Annotated in this window: 19 protein-coding genes and 1 other RNA gene; 15 read left to right on the top strand and 5 right to left on the bottom strand. The window is 34.6% G+C overall.

Annotated features, from left to right (window positions below; genetic code table 11):
* Positions 1-26: 26 nt before the first annotated feature.
* Positions 27-986 (bottom strand): diphosphomevalonate decarboxylase, encoded by a 960-nt coding sequence (gene mvaD, locus BN52_RS08730; RefSeq protein WP_008474173.1) that lies wholly within the window; start codon positions 984-986, stop codon positions 27-29.
* A gap of 152 nt (positions 987-1138) precedes the next feature.
* Positions 1139-2047, bottom strand: a complete 909-nt coding sequence (gene mvk, locus BN52_RS08725) for a mevalonate kinase (protein ID WP_008474172.1) — start codon at positions 2045-2047, stop codon at positions 1139-1141.
* Positions 2048-2125: 78 nt separating this feature from the next.
* On the opposite strand from mvk, the gene BN52_RS08720 reads away from it, so the two are divergent.
* From BN52_RS08720 to BN52_RS08690, 7 genes are all read left to right on the top strand, one after another.
* Entirely contained in the window at positions 2126-5608 is a 3483-nt protein-coding gene (locus BN52_RS08720; RefSeq protein ID WP_008474171.1) for a PD-(D/E)XK nuclease family protein, read from the top strand.
* Positions 5608-9216 (top strand): helicase-exonuclease AddAB subunit AddA, encoded by a 3609-nt coding sequence (gene addA / locus BN52_RS08715; RefSeq protein WP_008474169.1) that lies wholly within the window; start codon positions 5608-5610, stop codon positions 9214-9216. The genes BN52_RS08720 and addA overlap by 1 nt, the downstream gene beginning before the upstream one ends.
* Before the next feature lie 21 nt (positions 9217-9237).
* Positions 9238-12027, top strand: coding sequence for a helicase C-terminal domain-containing protein (locus BN52_RS08710; protein WP_008474168.1), 2790 nt, complete (start codon positions 9238-9240; stop codon positions 12025-12027).
* Complete coding sequence (locus BN52_RS08705; RefSeq protein ID WP_008474167.1) at positions 12017-12514, top strand: hypothetical protein; 498 nt, start codon at positions 12017-12019, stop codon at positions 12512-12514. Before BN52_RS08710 ends, BN52_RS08705 begins: the two co-directional genes overlap by 11 nt.
* A gap of 50 nt (positions 12515-12564) precedes the next feature.
* Positions 12565-13863, top strand: a complete 1299-nt coding sequence (gene asnS, locus BN52_RS08700) for an asparagine--tRNA ligase (RefSeq protein ID WP_008474166.1) — start codon at positions 12565-12567, stop codon at positions 13861-13863.
* 81 nt (positions 13864-13944) lie between these two features.
* A complete protein-coding gene (locus BN52_RS08695; RefSeq protein WP_008474165.1) occupies positions 13945-14589 on the top strand; it encodes a DnaD domain-containing protein in 645 nt (214 codons plus the stop codon).
* Positions 14589-15218, top strand: a complete 630-nt coding sequence (locus BN52_RS08690; protein WP_040473523.1) for an endonuclease III domain-containing protein — start codon at positions 14589-14591, stop codon at positions 15216-15218. Before BN52_RS08695 ends, BN52_RS08690 begins: the two co-directional genes overlap by 1 nt.
* A gap of 79 nt (positions 15219-15297) precedes the next feature.
* Here the strand turns inward: BN52_RS08690 and BN52_RS08685 are convergent, their stop codons facing one another.
* Complete coding sequence (locus tag BN52_RS08685) at positions 15298-17589, bottom strand: transglycosylase domain-containing protein (protein ID WP_008474163.1); 2292 nt, start codon at positions 17587-17589, stop codon at positions 15298-15300.
* Positions 17579-18211: a Holliday junction resolvase RecU gene (recU, locus tag BN52_RS08680; RefSeq protein WP_008474162.1), complete on the bottom strand. Its 633-nt coding sequence runs from the start codon at positions 18209-18211 to the stop codon at positions 17579-17581. Before recU ends, BN52_RS08685 begins: the two co-directional genes overlap by 11 nt.
* Before the next feature lie 68 nt (positions 18212-18279).
* On the opposite strand from recU, the gene BN52_RS08675 reads away from it, so the two are divergent.
* The 5 genes from BN52_RS08675 to BN52_RS08660 all read left to right on the top strand — a co-directional run bounded on the left by BN52_RS08675 (position 18280) and on the right by BN52_RS08660 (position 22199).
* Entirely contained in the window at positions 18280-18849 is a 570-nt protein-coding gene (locus BN52_RS08675) for an SLOG family protein (protein ID WP_008474161.1), read from the top strand.
* 87 nt (positions 18850-18936) lie between these two features.
* On the top strand, positions 18937-19347 hold the full coding sequence (locus BN52_RS08670; protein WP_008474160.1) for a DivIVA domain-containing protein: 411 nt from the start codon (positions 18937-18939) through the stop codon (positions 19345-19347).
* A 65-nt stretch (positions 19348-19412) separates the two neighbouring features.
* Positions 19413-19774, top strand: an RNA gene (rnpB, locus tag BN52_RS09985) — RNase P RNA component class B.
* A gap of 71 nt (positions 19775-19845) precedes the next feature.
* A complete protein-coding gene (locus BN52_RS08665) occupies positions 19846-20970 on the top strand; it encodes a THUMP domain-containing class I SAM-dependent RNA methyltransferase (RefSeq protein WP_040473531.1) in 1125 nt (374 codons plus the stop codon).
* On the top strand, positions 20967-22199 hold the full coding sequence (locus BN52_RS08660; RefSeq protein ID WP_008474157.1) for a metallophosphoesterase: 1233 nt from the start codon (positions 20967-20969) through the stop codon (positions 22197-22199). Before BN52_RS08665 ends, BN52_RS08660 begins: the two co-directional genes overlap by 4 nt.
* Positions 22200-22686: 487 nt before the next feature.
* On the opposite strand, the gene BN52_RS08650 is transcribed toward BN52_RS08660, so the two are convergent.
* Positions 22687-23595, bottom strand: a complete 909-nt coding sequence (locus tag BN52_RS08650; protein ID WP_008474156.1) for a DegV family protein — start codon at positions 23593-23595, stop codon at positions 22687-22689.
* A 124-nt stretch (positions 23596-23719) separates the two neighbouring features.
* On the opposite strand from BN52_RS08650, the gene lspA reads away from it, so the two are divergent.
* The 3 genes from lspA to BN52_RS08635 are packed head-to-tail and all read left to right on the top strand — an operon-like array spanning position 23720 to position 26160.
* Positions 23720-24184: a signal peptidase II gene (gene lspA, locus BN52_RS08645; protein WP_008474155.1), complete on the top strand. Its 465-nt coding sequence runs from the start codon at positions 23720-23722 to the stop codon at positions 24182-24184.
* 1 nt (position 24185) lies between these two features.
* On the top strand, positions 24186-25094 hold the full coding sequence (locus BN52_RS08640) for an RluA family pseudouridine synthase (protein WP_040473522.1): 909 nt from the start codon (positions 24186-24188) through the stop codon (positions 25092-25094).
* A gap of 10 nt (positions 25095-25104) precedes the next feature.
* The gene (locus tag BN52_RS08635) at positions 25105-26160 is read left to right on the top strand and encodes a carbamoyl phosphate synthase small subunit (RefSeq protein WP_008474153.1); all 1056 of its coding nucleotides are present in this window, start codon (positions 25105-25107) and stop codon (positions 26158-26160) included.
* Positions 26161-26163: the final 3 nt, after the last annotated feature.

Genomic DNA, 26163 nt, shown 5'->3' with positions numbered 1-26163 from the left:
CTCTAATCTAATTTAAGCTCCAATAGTTAATCCAAGTAGGAAATACCTGGACCAAAACTTGCACTCACTATCTTAACATTATTAAATTCTGACACAAAGTATTTTTGAATATCTTTGACATTTTTTAATTGACACAATACTTTTACATTTGGACCAGCATCGATTGTGTAATAACACTCAATTCCGTTTTTTCGAAGTGTGTGAATTAATTCGATGGCTTTCAAAGTCTCAGGTACAAAATAGGTAAAACCAGGTTTCGCAGACAAATTAATTGCGTGCATCTCGTTGGCATTATATTCTGCAAGCTCGCCTAAAGCAGTAAAATCATTATTATTAATTGCAGAAATCATTGCATCTAGTTCAGAATCATTAGCTTCAAGCCAATGATTGAAAAATGGGGAAGTCTTAGCTAATTTCATCCCTTCAGTTGAAGATAATGATTTGGGCTTAGTATCAAGTTCAATTGCTAGTAAGTGTAGATCCATTGTTGGGTTTTCATCAATGGGATAGGCAAATGAATCATCGCTAGTAACTCCCTTTTTCCATATACTAAAGCCACCAAAGATCGATCGACTAGCCGAACCAGAACCAATTCTGGCTAAAATCGATAATTGTTTATGATTAAGGTCTAGCTTATACAAGCGATTAAATGCGCCAGCTAAAGCTGCAAAGGCCGAGCTTGAAGAAGCAAGGCCGGCTGCTGTCGGTACATGATTGACTGATTTGATTACGACTGATTCAGGTCTCAAATTAAGTAATGCTTGTAATTTATGAATATAAGTGAAAACTCGTTGAGCACTTGCATCTGTTTGCAAAGTACCGTTTAAATAAAATTTGTCTTCGTCAGCAAATTCAATTGAAGTATCCGTATAAAAAGCATCCAAAGTCATCGAGAGACTTGACATCAATGGAAGGCGAAGCTGCTCATCTTGTTTCCCCCAATACTTGATTAATGCAATGTTGGTGTGTGCTATAGCTGTGTTCATTAATTTTCCTCAACCTTATAATTGATAATTGTTCGTATTTATAACCATTAATAGTTTATCAAACCTATGAATACGGTCAATACATTATTACCGATCATATATTGAAAAACCCTTGAATAACTGCTTTTTGCTGTCAATTCAAGGGAAATATTTTATATTTGTTCGATCCAATAATTATCAATCAAAGCTTGACTTTCATGCGCTATTTTTTCTGCAACCTTTTGATTTGTACATAAGGCAATTACTACACCGCCTAACCCTCCGCCAGATAATTTAAAGCCCAGTGCGCCATTAGCCTGCGCTATTTTTTGCAACTGATTAATGCGATCCGTTGATAGACCTAAGCTAGCTAAAATTACTTGAGCTTCATCAAAATAGCTTCCTGTTGCTGGTGCATCCTTCTTCAACCAAGCAGTTTTTACCAATTTGGTTAATTCTCCTAAACGAGCAATATCATTTTTGACTTTGGCAGATTGATCATATTCATTTCGAACCATCGTTACTGCTTCTTTAGTATTGCCCAACTGTCCTGTGTCCATAATCAATAAGGTAGCTCCCAATTTATTATCCAATTTCTGTGCGCCATCCTTGGTATTGAAATAAACCAAATTATCTGAACTAACAGTAGCAGCATCCAATCCAGAAGCTTTTCCATGATTGATCATTTCCGCATGATTTGTAATTGCCATGATTTCGGCATGTGTTAATTTTAATTGGAAATATTCATTTAATGCCTCAGCAGTTCCTAGTGCCACTGTAGCACTTGATCCGAGACCACGCTCAATTGGAATTTCACCAGTATAGATGATTTTTAATTGTTCATTTGCTTCTGCTTTTTGGCATAAGGTAGCCACCACGTACTTTAAGCCATCATACGAACTTGGTGCATCTGCCAATGGACCATGATATTGCTTGGTATCCATCCACATGATAGTTGATGCTTCAACTGTGGTTCTAATATTCAAAGCTTTTATTGGTAGAGCAATTGCATCGTAGCCATAAACAACCGAGTGTTCACCAATCAAAATTACTTTGCCGTGAGCTAAAAAAGAGCTTTTCATATAATTCGTCATCCTTAGTTAAAGTTATAAAAAAGATAAATTCTCTATGCTAAAATAAAATGCAAGGAGCTACAAATAATGATAAACATTTTAACTGGTCGACAAACTGATCCATTACAAGAAAAAATTCTGAATGAAGCAATTGAAAATTACATTCAGCATCCAGAAGAAGAAACTTTTATAATCGTGCCAAACCATATTAAGTTTACCACAGAAGTGAAGACTATTTCTAAACTTGCAAATATCAAGAAAGAAGCCCACACTTCTGTAAAAAACCTTCAAATTCTTTCGTTTTCTCGGTTGGCTTGGTTTTTCTTAAAAGATCAAGAGCAGGGACTTCCTGCCCAACTTGATGATGCTGCAGCAGCTATGTTACTAAGCAAGATTATTGCAGAACATCAACATGAATTGCTTTTATTCCAAGATTTAAGTATCAATTCTGGAATGGTAAAACAGATTTATGATACAATTCTGCAAGTTTATGAAGGCAATATTGATTTAACCAACTTTGATGAAGAAAAGCTCGACTTGGAAACCAAAAATAAGATTCATGATCTCAACATTATTTATCAAGATTTTATTGAGAAGATTGCTGGCAAATTTGCAACCAAGAACGAGGTCCAGTTACAGTTGAATGAAGTTTTGGCTAAGCTTGATCTAAGTAAAACAAGTTTTTATTTTACTGATTTTTCCCATTTTTCATTACAAGAAACGTTAACTATTAAGCTATTGATGCTTAAAGCCAAACAGGTAAATCTTGGATTTAAGACTAAAGTCGGAGCACTAGATTTTAATCCCGAACCAGGTGAATACGATTATGTAATTCAAACTACTATTCAACGCCTGATTAACTTTATCAATCAAAGAAATTTGACTTACAAACTTGAAGAACTTCCAGTTGCAGTTAAACCGTCAAACAAAGAAAAACTCAACAGCATTTGGATTGGTCTTTCAGAAGCTAGTCAAGAATTAAAGCAAGTTCAATTAGTTAAGGCCGATTCGAGATATGCAGAGGCTTACTTTGTAGCGCGTACTATTTATCAACAAGTTGCCCTTAATCACTATCGTTTTAAAGATTTTTTGATTCTTGCGCCAAATCTAAGTGAATACGAAACCTATTTATTGCCAATTTTGCGCCAAAATAAGATTCCGTATTTTAACGATTTGCAACAAGAAATGAAGTATCATCCTTTGGTTATATTGATTGAAAGTCTTTCCGAACTAATCAATAATCAGTTGCAGACTAATAATATTATTGCAATTTTAAAAACTAAGCTATTAATTCCTGATTGGTATACAGATGATGAATCTTACCTTCATGATGTTGACGAATTAGAAAATTTTGTATTAGCTCATGGGATTAATCGTTATCTTTGGCGTCGTCCTCTTGAAAAATTTATCAATAGCAAAGTAATTCGCTTAGATGGTCAGCCACAAGATATTGCTCGACTTGAAAAGTTGAGAACATACATTGTTAAAAAGATTACTTCTTTTTGTAAAGAAATAACTGAAGAAACTGACAGTAAAACTGCTATTCGAAATTTCTTTGAATTCTTAGTCAATAGTGGCATTAGTAAACGGCTTGAAACCTGGCGTGATCAAGATAACGAAAGGGGAGACTTGCAACAAGCAGAACAACCTGAGCAGTTGTGGGATTTATTAATTACGCTATTACAGGACTATTTGTTGATTAATCCTACTGAATTTGATCACACTAGCTTTATGGAAATGCTCATTTCTGCATTTAGAGAAGCTACTTTTTCGCAAATTCCTTCCACGCTTGATGCAGTTAACATTTCGGAAATCGGAATGGTTCAAGAAAGTGGCTACAAACAGGTTTTTATCATTGGTGCTACAAGTAACAATTTGCCAAGCATCAATAAAACACCTGGCTTTTTGAGTTCAGAAAATATTGCTCAACTAAGTTCTAATTTTGATGATGATGCTTATCTTGAGGATCGTCAGCAGCTTAACAATCTTGATCAGGAATATCAGTTTGGCTTAGCTTTAAGTCTAGCAGAAGATCGTGTATATCTTACATATCCAGTAATCAATGCGGCCAATGAACAATTAGAACCTTCAATTTTTTATCAACGATTAAAGCAAGCCAATGCCTCTGAATTTGAGCAACATGACTTGCCAGAAGATATATCAGAATTGCTATCATTTTTAACCAATCCCGATGCAAGTTTAGGGTACTTAACGTATTTATCTTCAGTTGATTCATCTAAGAAGATCAAACAGTTGTTAGCTATCGTTAAAAAGTATTTGCCTAAAAAGACCGATGCGATTATCGCAGCAAGTCAATTTGATAATACGCCACAATCGATCGGACAAGAACTGGCTCAAGAACTGTACGGTACTAACTTGAGTTCTTCAGTTTCCCAATTAGAAACCTACTATCAAAATTCATACGAATATTTCTTAAATTATGGCTTAAAGTTAAGACGTAGAGCAGAAAACGAATTTGATGTAATTCAGGCTGGAAATTATTTTCACGAAACATTTGATAAGTTGGTCAAGTTGTTACATCAAGAAAAAATTGATTTAGCATCCCTATCAGAACTTGAATTAGAACAAAAGCTACACCAGGTTCGCGATGCAATGAAAGATGAAGGGCAATATGCTCAGTTAATGGAAGATCCTTTTAATCAGTATCTTTTCAAATGTTTAGACCATACGACTTCAAATGTTGCTTATAACTGGGCAAGAACATTAAAACGAACGCCTTTTAGACCTAAATACTCAGAATTGCCCTTTGGTGCTGGAGCTAAATTAGCTGGAATCAAATTGCCACTTTCAGAACTAGAAGGCAATCACCAAGTTGAACTTAGAGGTAAGATTGACCGAGTAGATTTAGCTCCTTATGATAATGCCGATAAAATGTTAGGCCAGGTTATCGACTACAAGTCATCTGCAAAAACTTTTAATCTAGGAATGTTTTATCAAGGCATATCGCTTCAGATGATTTCATATCTTGATGTCCTAACCAAAAATCAAAGTTTCTTTGTCGACGATAAACAGATGTCGTTGCTTGGAGCATTTTATCAGACTGTTACTCGTAAATTAGAAAAACTAAATTCTAAGAGCTCAGTCGGGGCTGATTTTACAATCAAACCTCAATCAATGGATGGTAAAGCAAAACTGGAATACACGGGCATTATTTCCAATGATCCAGAAATTTTAGCCCAAGCTGAACCGCTTTTGATTAAGGATCATGATAATAGTAAGAAACTTTATTCTGGATTTTCCATTACTAGTAAGGACAAATTTAGCTTAAGTAAGGAATCTAGCTTTAGTGAAGATGAAATGCAACTATTGCTTGAATATGACGAATTTTTGATTAAAGAAGCATCTAAAGAGATTCTCTCAGGGAAAATCAAACTAAATCCGTATAAATATGGTAAAAATAGCACTGCTTTAACGTATTCAGACTATCGCGATGTATTCTTCTTTGATGCTATGCTACGTCAAAATCGCTACCATGAAATTGAAAATCTTGATAAGTCAACGCTACTAACCAAGATAAAAGAACGCTTGAATAAAAAGGAAGAACAATAATGCCATTTACCAAGGCACAAGAACTAGCAATTAATGATCGCGGGCATGATATTTTAGTTTCAGCTTCAGCTGGATCGGGTAAAACCACTGTCCTCGTTCAAAGAGTCCTAAAAGAGATATTATCAGGCACAGGCGTAGATCAATTATTAATTGTTACTTTTACCAAAGCTGCAGCTACAGAAATGAAAGAACGTATTAAGCAAGAACTAATCAAAGCTTTGCGTTCAAATACTGGTAATCGCCAATATCTAAGAACGCAATTAAGCAACGTCGATACTGCAAATATTTCAACTATTGACGCATTTTGTTTAGATATAATCCATCGTTTTTATTATGCAGTTAATCTTGATCCTAGCTTCAGCATATTAACAGATGAAACTCAGGCTGCATTATTGAAAGAAAAAGCTTTGAAAGACGTAGAAAATCATTTTTTTGAAATTAATGATCCTGATTTTTTGGCTTTTTATGATAATTTTGCTGGCGATCGCGATGCTGAAAGTCCGAGAAATCTATTGCTTGATTTGTACAATTTTGCTATGGCCAAACCCGATTATCAAACTTGGTTAAAAAATTTAGCAAATCCATATGAATTAACAGACACAATCGTGACCATGCCAATCTGGCAGGACCAAATTAAGCCATATCTCTTATCAATTTTTACCAACTTAAAGCAAAAGTTGGATCAGGTACTGGATAATCCTTTAATAGAGGATACAAATTTAGCAAAAGTAAACGATAGTTTTAAATATTTCGAAAAAAATCTATTAACCTTTATCGACCTGCTTAAAAACAATGCTTCATATAATGAACTTCGTGAAGCATTAAGAGCATGTATTTTCCCTTCATTTCGTAAATCTAAGAAATGGGACGAGGTCGAACTTGAATTTTATGAAAGAATCCAAGATCTAAAAACTGAAGCTAAAGATCAAGTTTTTGAAACTTTTACGGCTTTATTCATCAATGATGAAACAGAACAAAGCGAGCTTTTAAATCAAGGTCATAATATTGTGACTGCAATTTCAAAAGCAGAGTTGGAATTAATTCAAAGATTTAATCAACTTAAATGTGAACAAAATCTATTGGACTATAGCGATATGGAGCAATTAGCTTATCAAATTCTGAGTCAAGATACCTCCAATGCAAAATTAGCCCAGGAATTCTACCAAAAAAAATTCAAAGAAATTTTGGTCGATGAATACCAGGACATTAATGAGCTACAAGAACGGATCATACAACTGCTTAAAAATGATGAATTTAACCATTTATTTATGGTAGGGGATGTCAAACAATCTATCTATGGTTTCAGACAGGCTGAGCCAAGTTTATTTTTGAAAAAATATCACCTTTTTGGCGAAAATACTAATGAACAGCAAAAACGAATCGTACTTGCGGATAATTTTCGTTCCAGTCAGCCAGTTGTAAATCTCGTCAATCAGGTGTTCAATCCCATCATGACCGATGATTTTGGCGGGATTGATTACGAAGCAGAAGGGCAACTCAAGTACGGAGCAACTTATTATCCTACGGAGCTTGAACAAGCAGCTGAGATTATTTACCACAAAAAGGCGCGTAAAAACAAAGCAGTAGAAGTTGCTGATGATAATCTAGACTTTTCAGAGATTCAAATGGTAATCCAACGGATTAAACAGTTGGAACAGGAGAAGGTACAAGTCTACGATGCCCATTTAGGTAAATTAAGACCTTTTAAGTATAGTGATATTGCCATACTGACTCGTAGTCGCTCCAGTAATTTGGAGATAATGCAAGAATTTGCTAAGAACAATATTCCTTTGTTTGTCAGCGATGCTGCTAATTACTTCCAAACTTTTGAATTAACGATTATCATGAATTATCTAAAAATAATTGATAATCCTGATCAAGATATTCCTTTGGCTACCGTTCTTAGATCTCCAATTTTTTCATTTAATGAAAAAGATTTTGCCAAGATCAGAATTCATAGTAAAAATACCAGCTTTTACCATACTCTTTCTGCATACGGTTCCGTTAAAGACGAATTGGCAGAAAGAATTAGGTTGTTTTTGAATCAATTGGAAGACTTTAGAAATTTTTCAACCGTGCACCGTATTTCTGAATTGATTTGGAGTATTTATGAAAAAACCAGTTTGCTAGAAATTATGACTTCCATGCCAAATGGTAAACAGCGTCGCGTTAATTTAGAAACCCTTTATGAGCGTGCCAGTTCTTATGAAAGCGCAGGCTTTAAAGGCTTGTATCAATTTATCAATTTTATTGAACGAATAAGAAAGAGCCAAAAAGATCTGGCGCAGCCACTCTTGTCCAAAGAAGCAGACAATGCTATCAAACTTATGACTATTCATGGTTCAAAAGGTTTGGAATTTCCAATCGTCTTCTACTTAGGACTAGACCATCGTTATCAAAAAAAGGATATTACTAGCGATTTTGTAATTACTAGCGAATATCTCGGTATTACACTACGTCAAGAGCATTATCGAGCAGACACGTTAGTTAAAGCCATTGGAAATATCAAAAAGAAACGTCAAATACTGGAAGAGGAAAGTCGGATTCTTTATGTTGCTTTAACTAGAGCAAAACAGAAATTAATTTTAGTAACTGATATCGAAAACTATGACGATCAAGTAGAAAAGTGGCAAAAGAAGCTTATTAAGGGCAAGCTTCCAGAAACTGACAAATTAGGAGCAAGTTCTCCGCTTTCATTTATTGGTCCAACATTAAATCTGGAGCAACATCTTAGTCAAAAGATTTCAGATGTTATTCCTGAACTCGAACGAAACGCAACAATGCTTTATTTGGATTTTTCACCTGACAATTATGAAATATCAATAGCTAACGATAATAAAGAAAGTGAGCAAGAACAAGAGCTAGGATTGTTACAAGAGACAAGTAAAAAACTATTTGATTTTTCATATCCTTTTAGCGATGCTAGTCAAACCACAGCTTATCAAGCAGTATCCGAAATCAAAAAAGCTTTTAATGACCCGATTAAAAAAGAACTGGAAAATGCCCATTTGATTAAATCTAACAATCGCTTCTTGCAACCGATCAATACGCGTCCTGCATTCTTATTTGAAAATAAGTACACTGGAGCTGAAATAGGAACAGCAACTCACCTCATCTTGCAATATTACGACTATACTGATCGTAGCGAGAATCAATTGGGGGATGAAATTAAGCAACTTGTCGCCAATAAGAAACTTGATCCAGCAATAGTGCAATATCTTAAGCTTGATCAAATTGACTGGTTTGTCCATTCTAGCTTTGCTAAAATGTTCTGGGAACATCCAGATCAATTAGAACGAGAAGTAGATTTTTCTAGTTTATTGCCGGCTGCTAATCTGTTTGCTAATTTTAGTGATCCACAGGCTAAGATATTAGTTCACGGAACGATCGACGGCTATTTTGTCGATCAAGATGGCATTATTCTGTTCGACTACAAAACAGACTTTGTTGATAAATCACATTTAGATTCAGCAATCGAAGAAATTCAAAACAAATACCGCGGACAGTTGCGACTTTACGAACAAGCAATTAATTCCTTTAGCCAGAAACAAGTTAAAGCAAAATATTTAATTCTTTTGGATGCTAAGCAAATCGTTGCAATAAACTAATTAGGAAGGGGCTATACTTTTATGGCAGAGATTTTTGCAGACGAAAAATTTGCTGTTGTAGATTTAGAGACTACGGGAACTCAAAGAGAAAACGATAATCATATTATTCAGTTTGGCTGCGCACTTGTTAAGGGACTTGAAGTAGTTGAAACTTATTCTTTTATGATCAATCCTCACCGCGAAATTCCTATCGACGTGCAAAATCTAACAGGTATTCATAATGAAGATGTTGCTGATCAACCTGACTTTTCTTATTACGCTCCAAAAATCATTGAAATACTTAAAGATGCAACTTTCGTTGCTCACAATGTTGATTTTGACTTACCTTTTTTAAATTATGAACTAGCTAACTATGGTTTTGATACTTTAAGTAATCGGGCAATTGATACCGTTGAACTAGCTAAAATTGCTTTTCCAACATTGCCATCGTACAAATTGGGAGATCTTACACATGCTCTAAATATTAAGCACCTTGATCCCCATAAAGCGGATTCCGATGCTTATGGCACAGCAATGCTGTTGATCAATATCATTAAGAAATTTCAACAGTTACCACAAGCCACGCTTAATACCCTAAGCTCATTAGCCGGAGGATTGGTTAGAGATACATCTTGGATTTTTAAAACTATTGCCGATGACTATCGCAAACATAAATATCCTCTTGCAAAGAATTATATTCAAGTAAGAAATATTATCTTGCAGCGTCAAGAGACGCCAAAAGGGAGAAGCTTTGCAAGTGGTGACAAATTCCCTGAAAACGACGGTAGTAAGAAAAAATTATTTAAAGATCATCTTAATTATCGAAGAGCTCAAGTTAAATTAATTAACCAAATTAATCAATTTTTGGAACAAGATAATCAACGAGCGATGTTGGTCGAAGCACCAAATGGAACAGGAAAGACTTTTTCTTATCTTTTTGCATATGCTTATCGACTTTATTCAAGTCGTAAATTAGTTATAGCAGTCCCTACGAAAATTTTACAAGAGCAAGTTATCAAGCAAGAAATTCCACAGTTGTTAGCTGTTACCAAGTTAGACTTAACTGCTGAAGAAGTGAAGTCGAGTAGTCATTACATTGATTTAGATGGGTTTGTTCAAAGCATTTTTCAATCTACGAATAATAAACCTGCCTTGGTATTGAAAATGAGAATCTTGGTCTGGCTCACAGAAACAAAAACCGGAGATCTTGATGAACTGCAATTGACAAGCTACAATGATCCACTATTCACTCAGATATCACATCCGGGAGATGCACGGGTAGGGACTAATTTTGCTAGCGTCGACTTTTGGAATCTGGCAAGACAGCGGGAAGAGGCTGCAGATATTCTTGTCACTAACCATGCGTACTTAGCAAACCACTATACTGATTCAATTTGGGGTCAGAATCCGTATTTAGTTATTGATGAAGCACATCGGTTTGCGGAAAATATGACCACTTCACGTAATGATTATCTCCAATTCGAAGCAATCTGGGGAACGCTTAGCCACTTAAGACATATTCTTACTTTTTCAGATGAAAGTTTACAGAATGCGCTCAATGATAATGCTTCTTTCAATTTTGAATTGAAGAAATTAGATAGCAAGATTCTTGATTTAATTTATAGAATCAATGACTTACAAAAATACTTGTACAATCAAAAAGATCATGCAAGCAACACGATTAAGCTTCCAAATGGTAGCAATAATTTAAGTTTCTTAGGAAAAGTGTTGTTCCCTGAAAATAGTTCATTTAGAGGGCTATTTCAAAATTTCCAAAACAGTTTAGAAGATGTACGACAATCAACTAGTACACTGTTATTTAGTCTTTATCATGAAGGAAATAGTTTTGTTTTTACTAATGAAGCACTACTGAATGAAATCTCAGAACAGATTGATAAACTAGACTTTTATGCCGAAAAAAGTTATCAGTTAGCTGATATGATTAATGATTTTGATCATCTAGATGAAAAAGGGTTTGTAGTTCAGATAACCAATGAAGCAGATCCATTGAGTGCTAACTTACATTGGTTAATGTTAAATGTGACCCCTGAACTGACAATGTTATATCAACGCTTTGATCATATGCTTTTTGTCAGTGCTACTTTAACTAATAATAAAAATTTCGATTTTGCAATCAATCAGTTAGCGTTAGCTCCACTTTTTCCGTTGACATATATTGGAAATAGTACTTTTAATCTAAAAGAACACTTGCAGAGCTATGTGATCAGTGATATGCCAGTACCAAGCGATCCAGATTTTACGCATGAGTTAGCCCAAATTTTAATTTCTGATTTTTCAACTCAAAATCACGTTTTAGTATTAATGACTAATCTAGAACAGATTCGAAACTTATTTGAATTAATTGTTGAAAGTGAAGCCTTTAAAGATTACGAAATCTTAGCTCAAGGAATTACCGGTTCAAACAATAAAATTGCTAAACGCTTTGAAATTGCTCAAAAGGCTATTATCTTAGGAGCAGACAGTTTTTGGGAAGGTATTGACTTTCATGGCTGTGGTATTGACGATGTGATCGTTGCCAAATTACCATTTGAATCCCCAGACTATCCAGAAGTGCGACTTAGACAGCAACTATTAGAACGTAAGCAGATTTCTGTATTTGAAAACGATACGCTTCCTAGGGCTATTATTCGCTTTAGGCAGGGGATTGGTCGATTGATTCGAGGAGAAAATGACTATGGTTCATTTATCGTTTTGGATAATCGAATCCTTTCAATGGACTATGGTAAGGCCTTTCTAGAGTCAATTCCTGTTGCGTCTAAAATAATTTCAAAAATAGATTTAAGGGATGAGATAGATAAACATGATAAATGATGATACACGTCAAACAGTTAAATTCATTATTTGGGTAGTAACAATTGTGATTGTTTGTTACTTCGCAAGTATTGCTATTTTCTATTTTTCTGGTAAGACTGTTCGTACTAATGACCAACAGATGAAAAATGTCGCTATTAACCAAACTCCTATTACTAATATTAATAAGTACTATCACTTGAATCGTGGCACAAATTCTTATGCGTTAGCCGGTAAAGATAAAAAGCAAAACAACTATTACTTTATATACTTACCAAAACGAAAGAAGGCATTTTTGTACGAAGCAAAAAAAGGCTTTACTGAAAAGGAAATAACTGATAAATTTAAAACTAGTTATCCTAAAAAGACTATTAATATGATCAATTTAGGATGGTATGAAGGTGCTCCTGTATGGGAGGTTTCCTATAAAAATCCAAATGATAAAATCGGCTATTTAATGTATAATTTTAAAAATGGAACCGAAATAAATAAGGTCGATAATTTATGATTTTTTTGGTATCATATAGGCAGTAAAAATAAAAGGTGGATAGTAAATTTATGACAGAGTTAATTTCAATTAAGGATTCTTCCAAGCATGTTGGCGAAGAAGTCAGAATGCATGTTTGGTTAACAGATAAACGTTCAAGCGGTAAAATTATTTTCCTACAATTAAGGGATGGTAGTGCATTTTTCCAAGGTGTTGTAAGAAAAGAAAATGTTTCTGATGAAGTATTTGCAACTGCAAAATCTTTATATCAAGAAGCTAGTTTTTATTTAACAGGAATCATCAACAAAGATGAACGCTCACACTTTGGATACGAAATTCAAATTACTGATTTACAAGTAGTAACTAATAATGAAGGCTATCCAATTGGTAACAAAGAACACGGTGTTGACTTCTTAATGGATCACCGTCACTTGTGGTTAAGAAGTCGTCGTCCATTTGCAATTATGCAAATTAGAAATACTCTTTTTAAAGCAACTGTAGATTTCTTTGAAAAAGAAGGCTTTATTAAGTTCGACGCACCATTCTTCGTTCATTCAGCTCCTGAAGGAACAACTGAATTATTCCATACTGAGTACTTCGATCATGATGCATATCTTTCACAATCTGGTCAATTGTACGGTGAAGTAGGGGCTGCAGCATTTGGTAAGATTTTTACTTTCGGACCAACTTTCCGTGCTGAAGAATCTAAAACTCGTCGTCACTTGACTGAATTTTGGATGATGGAACCAGAAATGGCTTGGATGAATCATGCTGAATCACTTGATTTACAAGAAAGATTTTTAGCATATATCACTAAACAAGTTCTTGAAAATAATCAATATGAATTAAAGATGTTGGGAAGAGATCCTGAAAAGCTTCGTCCAACAACTGAAGGTAACTTTACTAGATTGAAGTATGATGATGCAGTTAAAATGCTTCAAGATGCAGGTCGCGACTTTAAGTGGGGCGATGACTTTGGTGCTCCAGATGAAGCTTATATTTCTGAACAATTCGACCGTCCAGTATTCTTAATCAATTATCCTACTTCAATTAAGCCATTCTACATGAAGAAAGACCCAGAAAATCCTAATGAATACCTTTGTGCTGATGTATTAGCACCAGAAGGATATGGTGAAGTTATGGGTGGATCTGAACGTGAAAGCGATTATGACACTCTTAAAGCTCAAATTGAAGCTGCTGGCTTAAATCTTGAAGATTACAGCTGGTACTTAGATTTGCGTAAATACGGTAGTGTTCCTCACTCAGGATTCGGTATGGGATTTGAAAGAGTTATTGCTTGGATTTGTAAGCTTGACCATGTTCGTGAAGCTATTCCATTCCCAAGAACTATGAACCGTTTACGTCCATAATTAATATTTACAATATAGAAGCAGTAGTTAAGCCCGAGCGTTTAGCTCTGCTTTTTTTATCTAGAAAGGGGTAACCTAACCATGGAATTTCAAGATTATCGTCACCTTGGATTTACCACTCTTCAAAATGGTTTGATTGCATACTATCCTAAACTGAATATTAGTGATCCAGGATTTATCACTTTAATCCAACTTGAAGCATTTTCACAAAAGGGGGGAGATTTTCCTACAAATGAAAAAATAGCTGCTAATACAAATATGACGGCTAATCAAGTAGCTAGCGTAATTCAACAACTCATCAATCAGGATTTGATTATAATTGACCAAACTCAAGATGGTCAGGGTAAAATCGGCAACAAGTACAATCTTGCCCCTTTATATCGTAAATTAGATAAGGTTTTGGAAAAAGAAATTGTTCCTCAAGCAACTACATCTTCACAATATATTGGATCCTCAACATACCTCGAAAACAATCCATTAAACAGCTTAACTCGAAAATTTGAAATTGAGTTTGGAAGATATTTGAGTCCAATTGAAAGAGAAGAAATAGCTGCTTGGCTTAACGTTGATCATTATTCAGATAAAATAATTGAACTTGCGTTGAGAGAAGCGGTATTATCACAAGTGTATAATTTAAAATACGTTGACCGGATTTTGTTAAATTGGCAACGTAGAAACCTAAAAACTGTCGAAGAAATACAAACATATTTGCAAAGGAATAAATGATGGATAAGGAACTTTTGGCAGATAAAGATGCTCTCGATGTACTTAATCGAATTAATCAGCTATATGCTGGAGCTCAAAGCGAATTATTGTGGGACACTGTTTTTCACTTGTTGTGTGCAGTAATGATGAGTGCTCAAACAACTGATAAAATGGTTAATCGAGTAATGCCCAAATTTATGGAAGATTTTCCTACGCCTAAAGAATTAGCAGATGCAAGCATTAAACAAATAGAAGATGATATTGCAATAATTGGTTTATATCATTCCAAGGCAAAACACTTAAAGGAAACAGCCAAAATTCTCAATGATGAATATCAGGGAGAAGTCCCTAAAGATAAGAAGCTTTTAATGACACTTCCTGGGGTAGGTGAGAAAACCGCAAATGTGGTTTTAGCAGAAGGATTTGGAATTCCAGCTATAGCTGTTGATACTCATGTTTCAAGAATTTCTAAAAAGTTCCGGATTGTGCCAGAAAAGGCTACGCCACACGAAATTGAAAAAAGGTTAGAGGCTTTATTACCTAAAGATGAATGGATCCATACTCATCATGCCATGATCCATTTTGGACGATACACCATGACAGCAAGAGCTAAGGGAGATCCATATTCGTATTTACCACCGAAAAAATAAATATAAAGCAAAGAAATCAAAGAAATAGCGCTAGAGTTGTTTTAGTTAAACAACTATCTAGCGCTATTTTTAGTTATTACTAATTTCTACTTGAAGAATGATTTTCTTCATTATTATTTGATTGACCTTGACTAGAGGAATTCGCCTCAGAATGTTCATTAGCTGATTGTTGTGTACTTGATGATTGGCGTTCCTTAGAACTGCTTGAACTACTGTTTGAGCTTGCCTGACTAGATGAACTTGACTGTGAACTTACAGAAGTATCTTGTGAACTGTTAGTATCCGTTTGTTCATCATCTTCATCATAACTAGCATCATCCACTATACCAGCAGGAGTATGGCCTTTAACAAACAATTCCCATGTTCCTGAACGACCATATGCAACTTGAGGTGGATTAGAATTCTTAACAATCTTTGCTCTTACAACTGAATCTGGTTTTACCCAATTTGTATTTGGCTTCGAAACCATCAAATACGTCATCATACTCTTATACAAGAGTTGAGCAGAATACTGACCAATTCCAGCAATCGTACCATCTTTTAAATTATCATAGCCAGTCCAAATACCTATTACATAACTTCTCGTATAACCAACAAACCAAGAATCTTTTGGTGTTGCTGCATAAGCAGGGTATTTGGCCAATTCTTCATCTGAATACTTTACTGATCCTGTTTTTCCTGCTTGATATAAATCAGGGATCTGTGCCTTTGTACCTGAACCTGATTTGATTACGCCTTTTAACATATCGGTGATCATGTAAGCAGTCGATTTCTTCATAACTCTTACACCAGTAGAATCATAGTTTCTAGTTAAACCATCAGGTGTTTCAATTTTGGAAACAAATTGTGGCTTATGGTAAATTCCACCTGTTGCAAATGCACCGTAAGCACCACTCATTTGTAAACTAGAAGCGTTTGCACCGATAGCTACTGATAAACCAGAATTAGCAGGAACGTTAATACCCATTCGTTTAACAAATACTGATGCCTTTGAAACTCCAACTTCAGCTAAAGTTTTAACGGCAGGAACATTACGAGATTGTTCTAGAGCATAACGCATGGTCATTGCTCCCATATATCTGTTATCCCAATCGTACAATTGAATATTAGTTCCAGGGTAGACATATTTATTGTCATCAAGAATTTTAGCAGTTGACCAGTTTAAATATTGAATAGCTGGTGCATAATCTAAAACAGGCTTAATTGATGATCCGGTCGATCGTCCAGTTTGAACTGCTCGATCCAATCCTAATTGAATTGAAGGTAAGTGACGACCACCTAAAATGGCAACAACATGTCCATTATTAGGATCAACTACAGTTGCACCAACTTGCATTTTATTATCAGTAAAAGGAACTTCACCACCATTAGCTAAATGATAGAGTTGGTTTTGTGCCTTTTGATCAATATTAATGGTAATCTTCAAATTATCGCGGTAGGGATCAAAGCCTTTATCCTGAACTTCTGAAATCACTTCTTTGATATATGGATCATCAATTTGACGCAACTTAGATTCGGTATTCTTCTTTTGCTTTTTAAGACCCTTGGTAACTTTTTCATTGATTGCTTGTTCATATTGCGCCTTGGTAATTTTATCGTTATTTAGCATTGCACGAAGAACGATGTCACGACGATATTTTACTTTGTCTGGTGCAACATAAGGATCATACTTAACTGGAGCATTCGGCATCCCTGCTAAAATTGCAGTCTGTGATAAATCCAATTTTTTTAAAGGTTTACCATAATAGTAGTTTGCTGCAGTTCCCATACCATAATTTCCATAATTCATGAAAACTTTATTGATGTAGAACTCTAAAATTTGGTCTTTGGTAAACTCTCTTTGCACTTTCATCGCTAACCATGCTTCTTGGGCTTTTCTTCTCAAAGTTCTCTGAGAAGCAGCAGTAGAGAAAACCGTTAGCTTAACTAGTTGCTGAGTAATCGTTGAACCCCCAGCAGCAATGCCATTGCTTTTAGCATTGGCAATCATTGAAGCGACAATTCGAATTGGATCAACGCCAAGAGTATCTTTATAGAAACGTTTATCCTCAACTGATACAACGGCATCTTTCAATTGTTGAGGAATTTGACTATCTTTGACATAAATTCTTTTTTCGGTACCAAGTGAAAGCAGAAACTTACCATCATTAGTATATAAACTCGAAGTGCCTCCACTTTGCAATTGAGCTTGACTAATACTTGGAGCATCCTTGGCATAGTAAGCAAAAAGACCTATTCCAGAAACAACGATAACTACTGCAACTAAAAAGATCCATTTTATAATTTTTAGCCAAATATTACTCTTTTTTTCTGTTTGGCTTGACCTTCTTTTCTTTTGAACAGCTCTTCTTCGATTTGTATTATTTGCCATTATTCATTTTCCTATCTGCAATAAACTGATCTACTGCCTCCAAATATGGAAGTGTAGGATGAAAGCCACTTTTAATCTCAATTGAATTGTTCTCAATTTCCTCCAAAGTCATTGAACTACTATTTTTTTCATGCCATTTACTTATTACGAAACTTGCAGGAGTTACAAAATATCTTTTCAAACTAGTAAATCCAATAATTGTAAAGCATATTCCTGCTTGCTTTAAGCAAGCATCTAAATGGTAAATCTGATGTTCATGGAAATTTTTTAACGGAAAGTTTGTTTTATTCCGTGTTTCCTTAGCCTCAAAATCTAAATAAAAACCTTGATAAACGCCGTTATAGTCTGTTGTTGAAGCCTGTCTAAAATATGCTTCTTTGATAACAGCTTTAGAACGGCGTGGGTAGTCTACTTTTACAATTTGAATTGGAGTAGGTTTCTTATGAACTACCGCAATTCCCTTTTCCAGATAATATTGGTTCGATTCATTAATTTGTTGTTCCAATGTCATACCACGATCAGAAAAATTTACTTCCTTTTTATGATGGTAAGCTTTTCTGATTTTAGGCTGTTTAAAATCTTTTTGAAAAATTGGTAAACTACCGCTTGGATATTTGACCATGATAATCACTCCTGTTAGCATTATAGCAATAAAGCAGATTTTTTTGAATAAGGAGTCATGTGGTATTAATGAAACGCTTATGGGTTACAGGATATAGAAATTATGAACTAAATGTATTCGGTCAAAAGGATCCCAAAATAGCAGTTATTAAATACGCATTATCCAATACTTTAACCAATTTACTAGAAGACGCAGAACTTGACTGGCTGATTACTGGCCCAAATTTAGGGGTTGAACAATATGCAATAGAGGTCGGATTAGAATTAAGGAAGAAATATCCTTTAAAGGTATCAATGATGACCCCATATCAAAATTTTGCTCATCGTTGGAATGAAGATAATCAAAATAAATTTCTAGCTTTAAAAGATCAAGTAGACTTTTATGCCTCGACTTCTAATTCTGATTATCATAGTCCAGTTCAACTTAGAAATTATCAAAATTTCATGTTACTACACACGGATAGTGCATTAATGATCTATGATCCCGAATTTCCCGGTAAGCCTAAATTTGATTATGAATTAATCAATAAATATCAGCAAAATCATGATTATGAATTGAACTTAATCGACTTTTTCCAACTACAAGATCTTGCTCAAGAATACGAAGAGTCACAAAGAAAAGATCCTTTTGAATATTAAATGTTTTCTAAAGTGGTTATACATTGTTTATTGCTGTGGACCTTTTTGATAAAATAAAAGTTAAGTGTAAAAAGGAGTTTTTTCAATATGGCAGATTTAAGTGATGTTAAATTATCTTCAGAAGATATCTTAAAGAAAACATTTAGAAATAAGGTTAAGGGTTATGATCCTACAGAAGTGGATACTTATTTAGATCAAATCATTTCTGATTATGAAGTTTTCCAGCAAATTATCGAAGATCTCTATGGTCAAATTGGTGATCTGCAAAGAAAGTTAATGGAAGCCAACAAGGCAAAACAAGCTCAAGCCCATCAAACACCAGCAGAAGAAGAAATTAAAACATACACGCCAAAAAGACGCGTTAATCCAGTAACTGATTTTTCAAGTAGCTTTGATCAAGGTGAAATTTCTACTAATATGGCAATAATCCAAAGAATTTCAACCTTGGAACGTAAAGTTTATAATCTTGAACAAAAGATATACGGATCAGAAAATTAATCAATAGGAATTTGATTTATACACTTACAAAAGCAATAAACTTTGCTATAATGTTTGATAGTGTGAATTTTGTGCAGTCGCGGTTAGCTTTATGTTAGCTGAGGAAAGTCCACGCACGCACAAGCTGAGATGCTTGTAGTGATCGTATTCAGCCTAATAAGCTGGAGGATTTAATTTAAATCACGGCGGAAAACGTGCTAAATTCTTTTAGAACATGCATTACTATCCTTAAAAGTGCCACAGTGACGTAGTAAAGTTGGAAACGACTTTAGTGGAACGAGGTAAACCCTGCGAGCGTGCAACCCAAATTTGGTGGGGGCGTCTTGATCTAAGAAAATGAACTAAAGATCAGATTGTTTTTTACAAAGATAGATGGCTGCAGAAGATAATTTGCCAAGATTATCGGAACAAAACGTGGCTTATAGAAATTCACAAGGCAGAGTTGAGCTTCTTATTGAGGCTCAACTCTTTTTTAAATTTTATGAAAGTAGAAAATCTATGAAAAAGTATACTCTATATGCAACTATGGGAGCAGGCTTTGAAAGCGTAGTTGCTAAAGAATTGCAAAGTCTAGGTTATCAGACAAGGACTGAAAATGGACGGGTCTTTTTTGAAGGTGATCAAAGTGATATCGTTAAAACCAATTTATGGTTACGTACTGCTGATCGAATTAAGATTCTGCTAATAGAATTCAAAGCTACTAGTTTTGAGGAGCTTTATGATCAAGTTTACGACTATTCCTGGGCAACTTTATTACCTGTAGACGCACAATTTCCGGTAAAGGGAAGGAGTGTTAGATCTAAACTTCATTCTGAACCAGATGTTCAGTCAATAACTAAAAAAGCAATCGTTGATAAAATGATTGACCAATATCATAGAAGAGGCTTTTTACCCGAAACTGGAAGCTATTATCCATTAGATGTTCATATCTATAAGGACGTTGTTCGTCTTTCTCTAGATACAACAGGTGACAGCTTATTTAAGCGTGGTTATCGTGTTGAACATGGTGGGGCACCTTTAAAAGAAAATTTTGCTGCTGGGTTATTGCGCCTAACTCCCTATGATGGCAGTCATCCAATTATTGATCCAATGACGGGTTCCGGAACATTAGCAATTGAAGCAGCATTAATTGCTAAAAATATTGCTCCAGGAAGTTGGCGAAAATTTGCTTTTGACAATTTTGATTGGTTTGATCAAGAAGCTCATTATTTAGCATTAGAAGAAGCAAAGACTAAAGTAAAAATACTCGAAGCTCCAATATGGGCTAGTGATATTGATCAATCAATTCTAGAAGTGGCTAAACTTAATGCTCACAATGCAGGAGTTTTACAAGATATTCGCTTCAAGCAAGTCGCAGTAAAGGACTTCGCAACTGATTTGGAAAATGGAATTATTATTGCCAATCCTCCATATGGTAAAAGATTAAAAGATAAAGAATCAGCAAACAAGCTTTATGAAGAAATGGGCAATATTTTCCGTCCAATGACTAGTTTTAACCAATATTATCTAACTGCTGCTCCGGAGTTTGAAAAATACTTTGGTCGCAAAGCAACTAAGAAACGGAAACTATTTAACGGTAATCTAAGAGTAGACTTCTATCAATACTGGGTAAATAAAAGATGATAACTTCTGATTTGAATACTGAGATATGGGTAATTTCCGATACTCATTTAATAGCTGACAGTTTACATGATAATGGACAAGCTTTTTCACGTATGCAAAAGACTAGTCAAGGAAAAGATCTGTATTACCAAGAAACTGCCCTTAGTACATTTTGCCGAATGGCTGAAATAAAAAAGCCCGCAGCGATTATAGTCACAGGTGATGTTACTTTCAATGGTGAACGAGTATCAGCTGAAAGATTTGCAAAAATCTTTACTAAATTGTCAACCACAAAATTATTGGTAGTTCCTGGAAACCACGATATTTTTGATGGCTGGGCTAGGGAATTTCGCGGAAAAAAGCAATTTTTCGCTGGAGAAATTAGTCCTAGATTTTGGAAAAATATTTTTCAGAAAAGCTATGCTTTGGCTGACAGCGTTGACTACAATTCGCTCGCATATGCAGTTCAACTTAATCCGATTTATTATTTGTTGATGCTAGATTCTAATTATTATGGTAAAGAGGAAACTACTGAGACACCACATACTAGAGGAGCGATCGGTAAAGAGCAACTAAAATGGGTTGAAGAGCGTCTAAAATACGCTAGCAAAAATAATTTACGTCCAATAATCTTTATGCATCATAATTTATATGCACATAATCCGGCTGTTAATCGTGGCTATGTTCTTGATGATGCTGTTGAATTGCGACGGTTATGTTCAAGATATAATGTAAAATTGGCATATTCTGGACATATTCATGCTCAAAATATTATGGGGCCACAAGACATGACTCCAACAACTGAAATTGTAACTTCAAGTTTTTGCTCTAATGATCAGGGCTATGGCGTTACAAGAATCCACTCACATCATATTACTTATGTAAGAAAAGAATTCAATATGCATAAATACTTAACTGAAGAGGAGAAGCAAAATTATACTTTAGATCACTTTGATAACTATCTTGAAAATTTACAGTTAGGAACGATCGCAGCTGATTTAATGCAATCAGATCTTAAAAAATACCATAACAACCTTGATCTGATTAGAAAAATGGGCAAACTCTTTGCCAAAATGAACTACAATTTTTATACAGGGCATAATCATTTGAAGGCTCAGGAGCTAAATAATATTCATGCATCCCAAGAATATCAAACTTTAATTAAGCAACATCCTGAATATCGCATATATCTTAAGACATTGTATGATACAAGCGATCATAGTAATCTTCAAGTGAAAATAACCTATTAGAAAAGGACACTATGAATAAGCGTAAATATTTTATTTTTTTGGGCAAAGAAGGGTTATCCTACTATAGTTGGCTATTTATAGTTTTGTTCGTTGGACTAATTGTAACTTATGAGGGTACCGACAAAATAAATTGGTTAGCAATTGGAATTTTAGTGATATTTTTTATTTTATTTGGATACACAATATCACAGTCTTATTATTCTAAGGATGGATTTAAACTTCCTTATTCTAAAAGAAAGCAAATTAGTGCAAAACCCAAGCTTTTATACCATTGGCGTATTTTTAGTATCTATCAAGTAAAAATACCCCAAGTAAAGTCTTACCTGATCTTACGATTGGAAAAAAAAGTTCCGAATAACTCGCACTCGATTTGAAAATTTTCAAGATATATACCAAATTTGTTGCAATAACAACTTTGGTATATTTTTTATTTAAAATAATTAAGGCTTGAATTGAACCAATAATTCAAGCCAAGCCATATAAGTTTTTATTCTATTAGCAATAATTTTCCTTTGTCATCAAAATATGATGCAATATTACGGTGCCAAATCATTGCAATAGCGTGTTGCCCGACATGAACACCGACAACTGGTCCTATTATGCTACTAGCAAAAGTTATATTTGGAAACTTAGTGCGATATTCATCTAACCATGCACTCTTTCTCTTTTCATCCAATGCGTCAAATACTGTACTATAAATTGGGTAAGTTACAGCTTCGGTTAATTTAGCAAAATCCTTTTCAATATAATTAAATGCGCGATGATATTGACGCTGTTTAGCAATTGCCGAGATTTTTCCTTGTCCTTGGACGTCCATTGCCAAGATAGGTTTGATATTTAATAATCCACCAACAAAACTCGCTGCATTTGACAAACGTCCTGTGCGTTTCAAGTAATTCAAGTCATCAACGATAAATCGTACTTGAATTGTCGATCTTAAGTTTTCCAAATACTTAATAACTGTTACTGGATCCACATTTTTATCTTGAGTAATTCTAGCCGCCAACATTACTAGGTTAGCAAGACCAGCACACGTAACTTTAGAATCAAACAAATGTATCTTTATTCGCTCTTCATCTTTGACGTATGATTCAATTGAAGAGTAAAAACTTGAAATCCCGCTAGAAATAGGTATTACAATTAAATCTGTGTAGTCCTCATTAACAAATTCATCAACTTTTCCTTTTAATTCACCGAGTGATGGTTGTGATGTGGTAGGGAGTTGGTCAGTTTGTGCTAATTTTTCGTAAAATTCTTCATAACCAATATTTACTAAATCATAGTATGTAGAATTTTTCCAAATAATGGGAATAGGGACCACTTTTACATTTTTGAACTGATTAATTTGTTCTTTTGATAAATACGCTGAACTATCGGTTAATACACCAATCTTCATATCAATACCTCTTTTCTTTACACCTAAATACATTATATATGATTTCAATATTAAAAAACGTAGTAATAGTATTTTTTGCTATAATTGTTAGATAGAAATTTAAAGTAAGGCATAGTGAAACCAAATGAAACTAATTTATTTACTAATAAGTGGAATTATTGTTGTTTTAGATCAAATTCTTAAAGGATATATTGCTAGCAATTATCATCTTGGAGAAGTTCATCAAGTAATTCCTGGAATTTTATCCTTTAACTATTTACAAAACAACGGCGCTGCTTGGAACGTACTACCCGGTCAAATGATTATTTTTTACATCATTAGTGTGGTAGCAATCGGAGTTTGTTTATATTTCTTATTTAGTCGAAAATACTCAAATAAACTTTTTGATATCGGTCTTGCATTTGTTTTGGGCGGTATCATTGGCAACTTTATTGATCGACTACACCTAAAATACGTAATTGATATGCTTCAATTGGATTTTGTCAATTTCAATATTTTTAACTTAGCCGATTCAGCAATTACCGTTGGCGTAATTATTATCTTCATTTATTTACTATTTTTTGATGAAAAAGAGGGGGCTGAAAAATAGAATGACCAACGACTATAATTTAACCGTAGACAAGGCTGGTATTCGTCTCGACAAATATATTGCCGATCAAATTGAAGATTTATCTCGCACAAGAGTAGGTGAATTGATCAAGGACGGAGAAATTACTGTCAACAATAAAAAAGAAAAAGCTTCTTATAAGGTTATTTTAAATGATGAAGTAAAAGTTCATGTACCTGCTTTGAAGCCTCTAAGCTTAGAGCCTGAAAACATCCCTTTAGATATTATCTATGAAGATGACGATGTAATTGTAGTAAATAAGCCTCAGGGTATGGTAGTACATCCTTCAGCTGGTCACCCAGATCATACTCTAGTTAATGCCTTGCTTTATCATACTAAAGATTTAGCATCAAGCCCTGAAGGTTTTAGGCCAGGTATTGTTCATCGAATTGATAAAGATACATCTGGTTTATTGATGATTGCTAAAACTCCCACTGCTAGAGAATCGCTTGAATATCAATTAGCTAATAAAATCAATAAACGTCTTTACTTAGCAATTGTTCATGGTAATTTTGGTGAGGAAGCTGGCAAAATCGATGCACCAATTGGAAGAAATCCACTTGACCGCAAAAAAATGGCCGTAGTTGAAAATGGAAAACATGCTGTAACTCATTTTAAAGTTCTTGAACAATATCAAGGTTTTAGTTTAATTCAATGCCAACTTGAAACGGGTAGAACTCACCAAATCAGAGTCCACCTTTCTTATATTGGTCATCCGGTTGCTGGGGATCCATTGTATGGACTAAAAAACACATTGAAAGGTAACGGACAATTTCTTCATGCGCAAGTGTTGGGCTTTAATCAACCAACTACTAATGACTGGTTAGAATTTTCAACCCCCGTTCCAACAATTTTTCATGATACTTTAGAAACTTTACGTAAAAGAATGTAAGAGGTTTACTATGAAGAGATTCTTGATTCTAGAAGATGGTAGTTCCTTTTCTGGAGAGGGAATAGGAGCAAATATTATCTCAACTGGTGAATTAGCAATTCAGACAGGAAATTATGGTTACCAAGAAGCATTAACTGATCCGACAAATGCGGGTAAAATTCTTGTGTTTACTACTCCTATGATCGGTAACTCAGGAATCAACGCAATTGATTATGAAAGTATTGATCCTACAATTAAAGGACTTATCGTGTCTGATATTGCCCGAAGTATTTCCAACAATCCAGCTTTTCAAGACTTAAAAACTTTTTTAGAAGAAAAAAATATTCCTGGTATTTGTAATGTCGATACGAGGGCGCTAGTTCATAAGTTAGTTCAAGAAAATACAATCAAAGCATCGATCATGGATACAGATGATGAACATGCTTTTGACCAAATTAGAGCACTAGTTTTACCAAAGAATCGCTCTTCATTAGTATCAACTAAAAATGCCTATGCTGCACCTAATGTAGGTAAAACTGTAGCAGTTATTGATCTTGGCTTAAAACATTCTTTATTACGCGAACTATCTTTGCGAAAAGTCAATGTTACGGTTTTACCATACAATACTACAGTTTCTGATATTGAAAATATCCGCCCTGACGCAATTGTAATCTCGAATGGACCAGGTAAACCCGAAGAAGTTGTAGCAAAGTTAAAACCGATTCTAGATACTTTTTATCGGAAATATCCTATTTTGGGTATTGGATTAGGCTTTTTAGTCCTAAGCTTCTACCTAGATTATGAATTAGTTCCTTTGCCTCAAATGTTTAACGGTATCAATTTCCCAGTAATTGAGCAAAACAGCAATATTCTTTGGCAAACTGCGATGAATATTGATCAACTTGTTTTACCAGATAGCGTTAAAACTCATCTGGACCGCGAATATTATGATTTACATACCGAACTTCTTGCTGGGTATTGCAATAAAAAAGATCAGGTTATTGCCACTGCTTTTAACCCGGAAGGAGCTCCTGGTAGTTTTGATGCTAATGTAATTTTTGATGCTTTTTTAGATATGATGGAGTAAGCT

It is taken from the genome of Lactobacillus gigeriorum DSM 23908 = CRBIP 24.85 (assembly GCF_000296855.1).
Taxonomy (GTDB): domain Bacteria; phylum Bacillota; class Bacilli; order Lactobacillales; family Lactobacillaceae; genus Lactobacillus; species Lactobacillus gigeriorum.
Note: the sequence above shows the minus strand (reverse complement) of the source record. Positions and strands in the feature narration are given on the sequence as shown.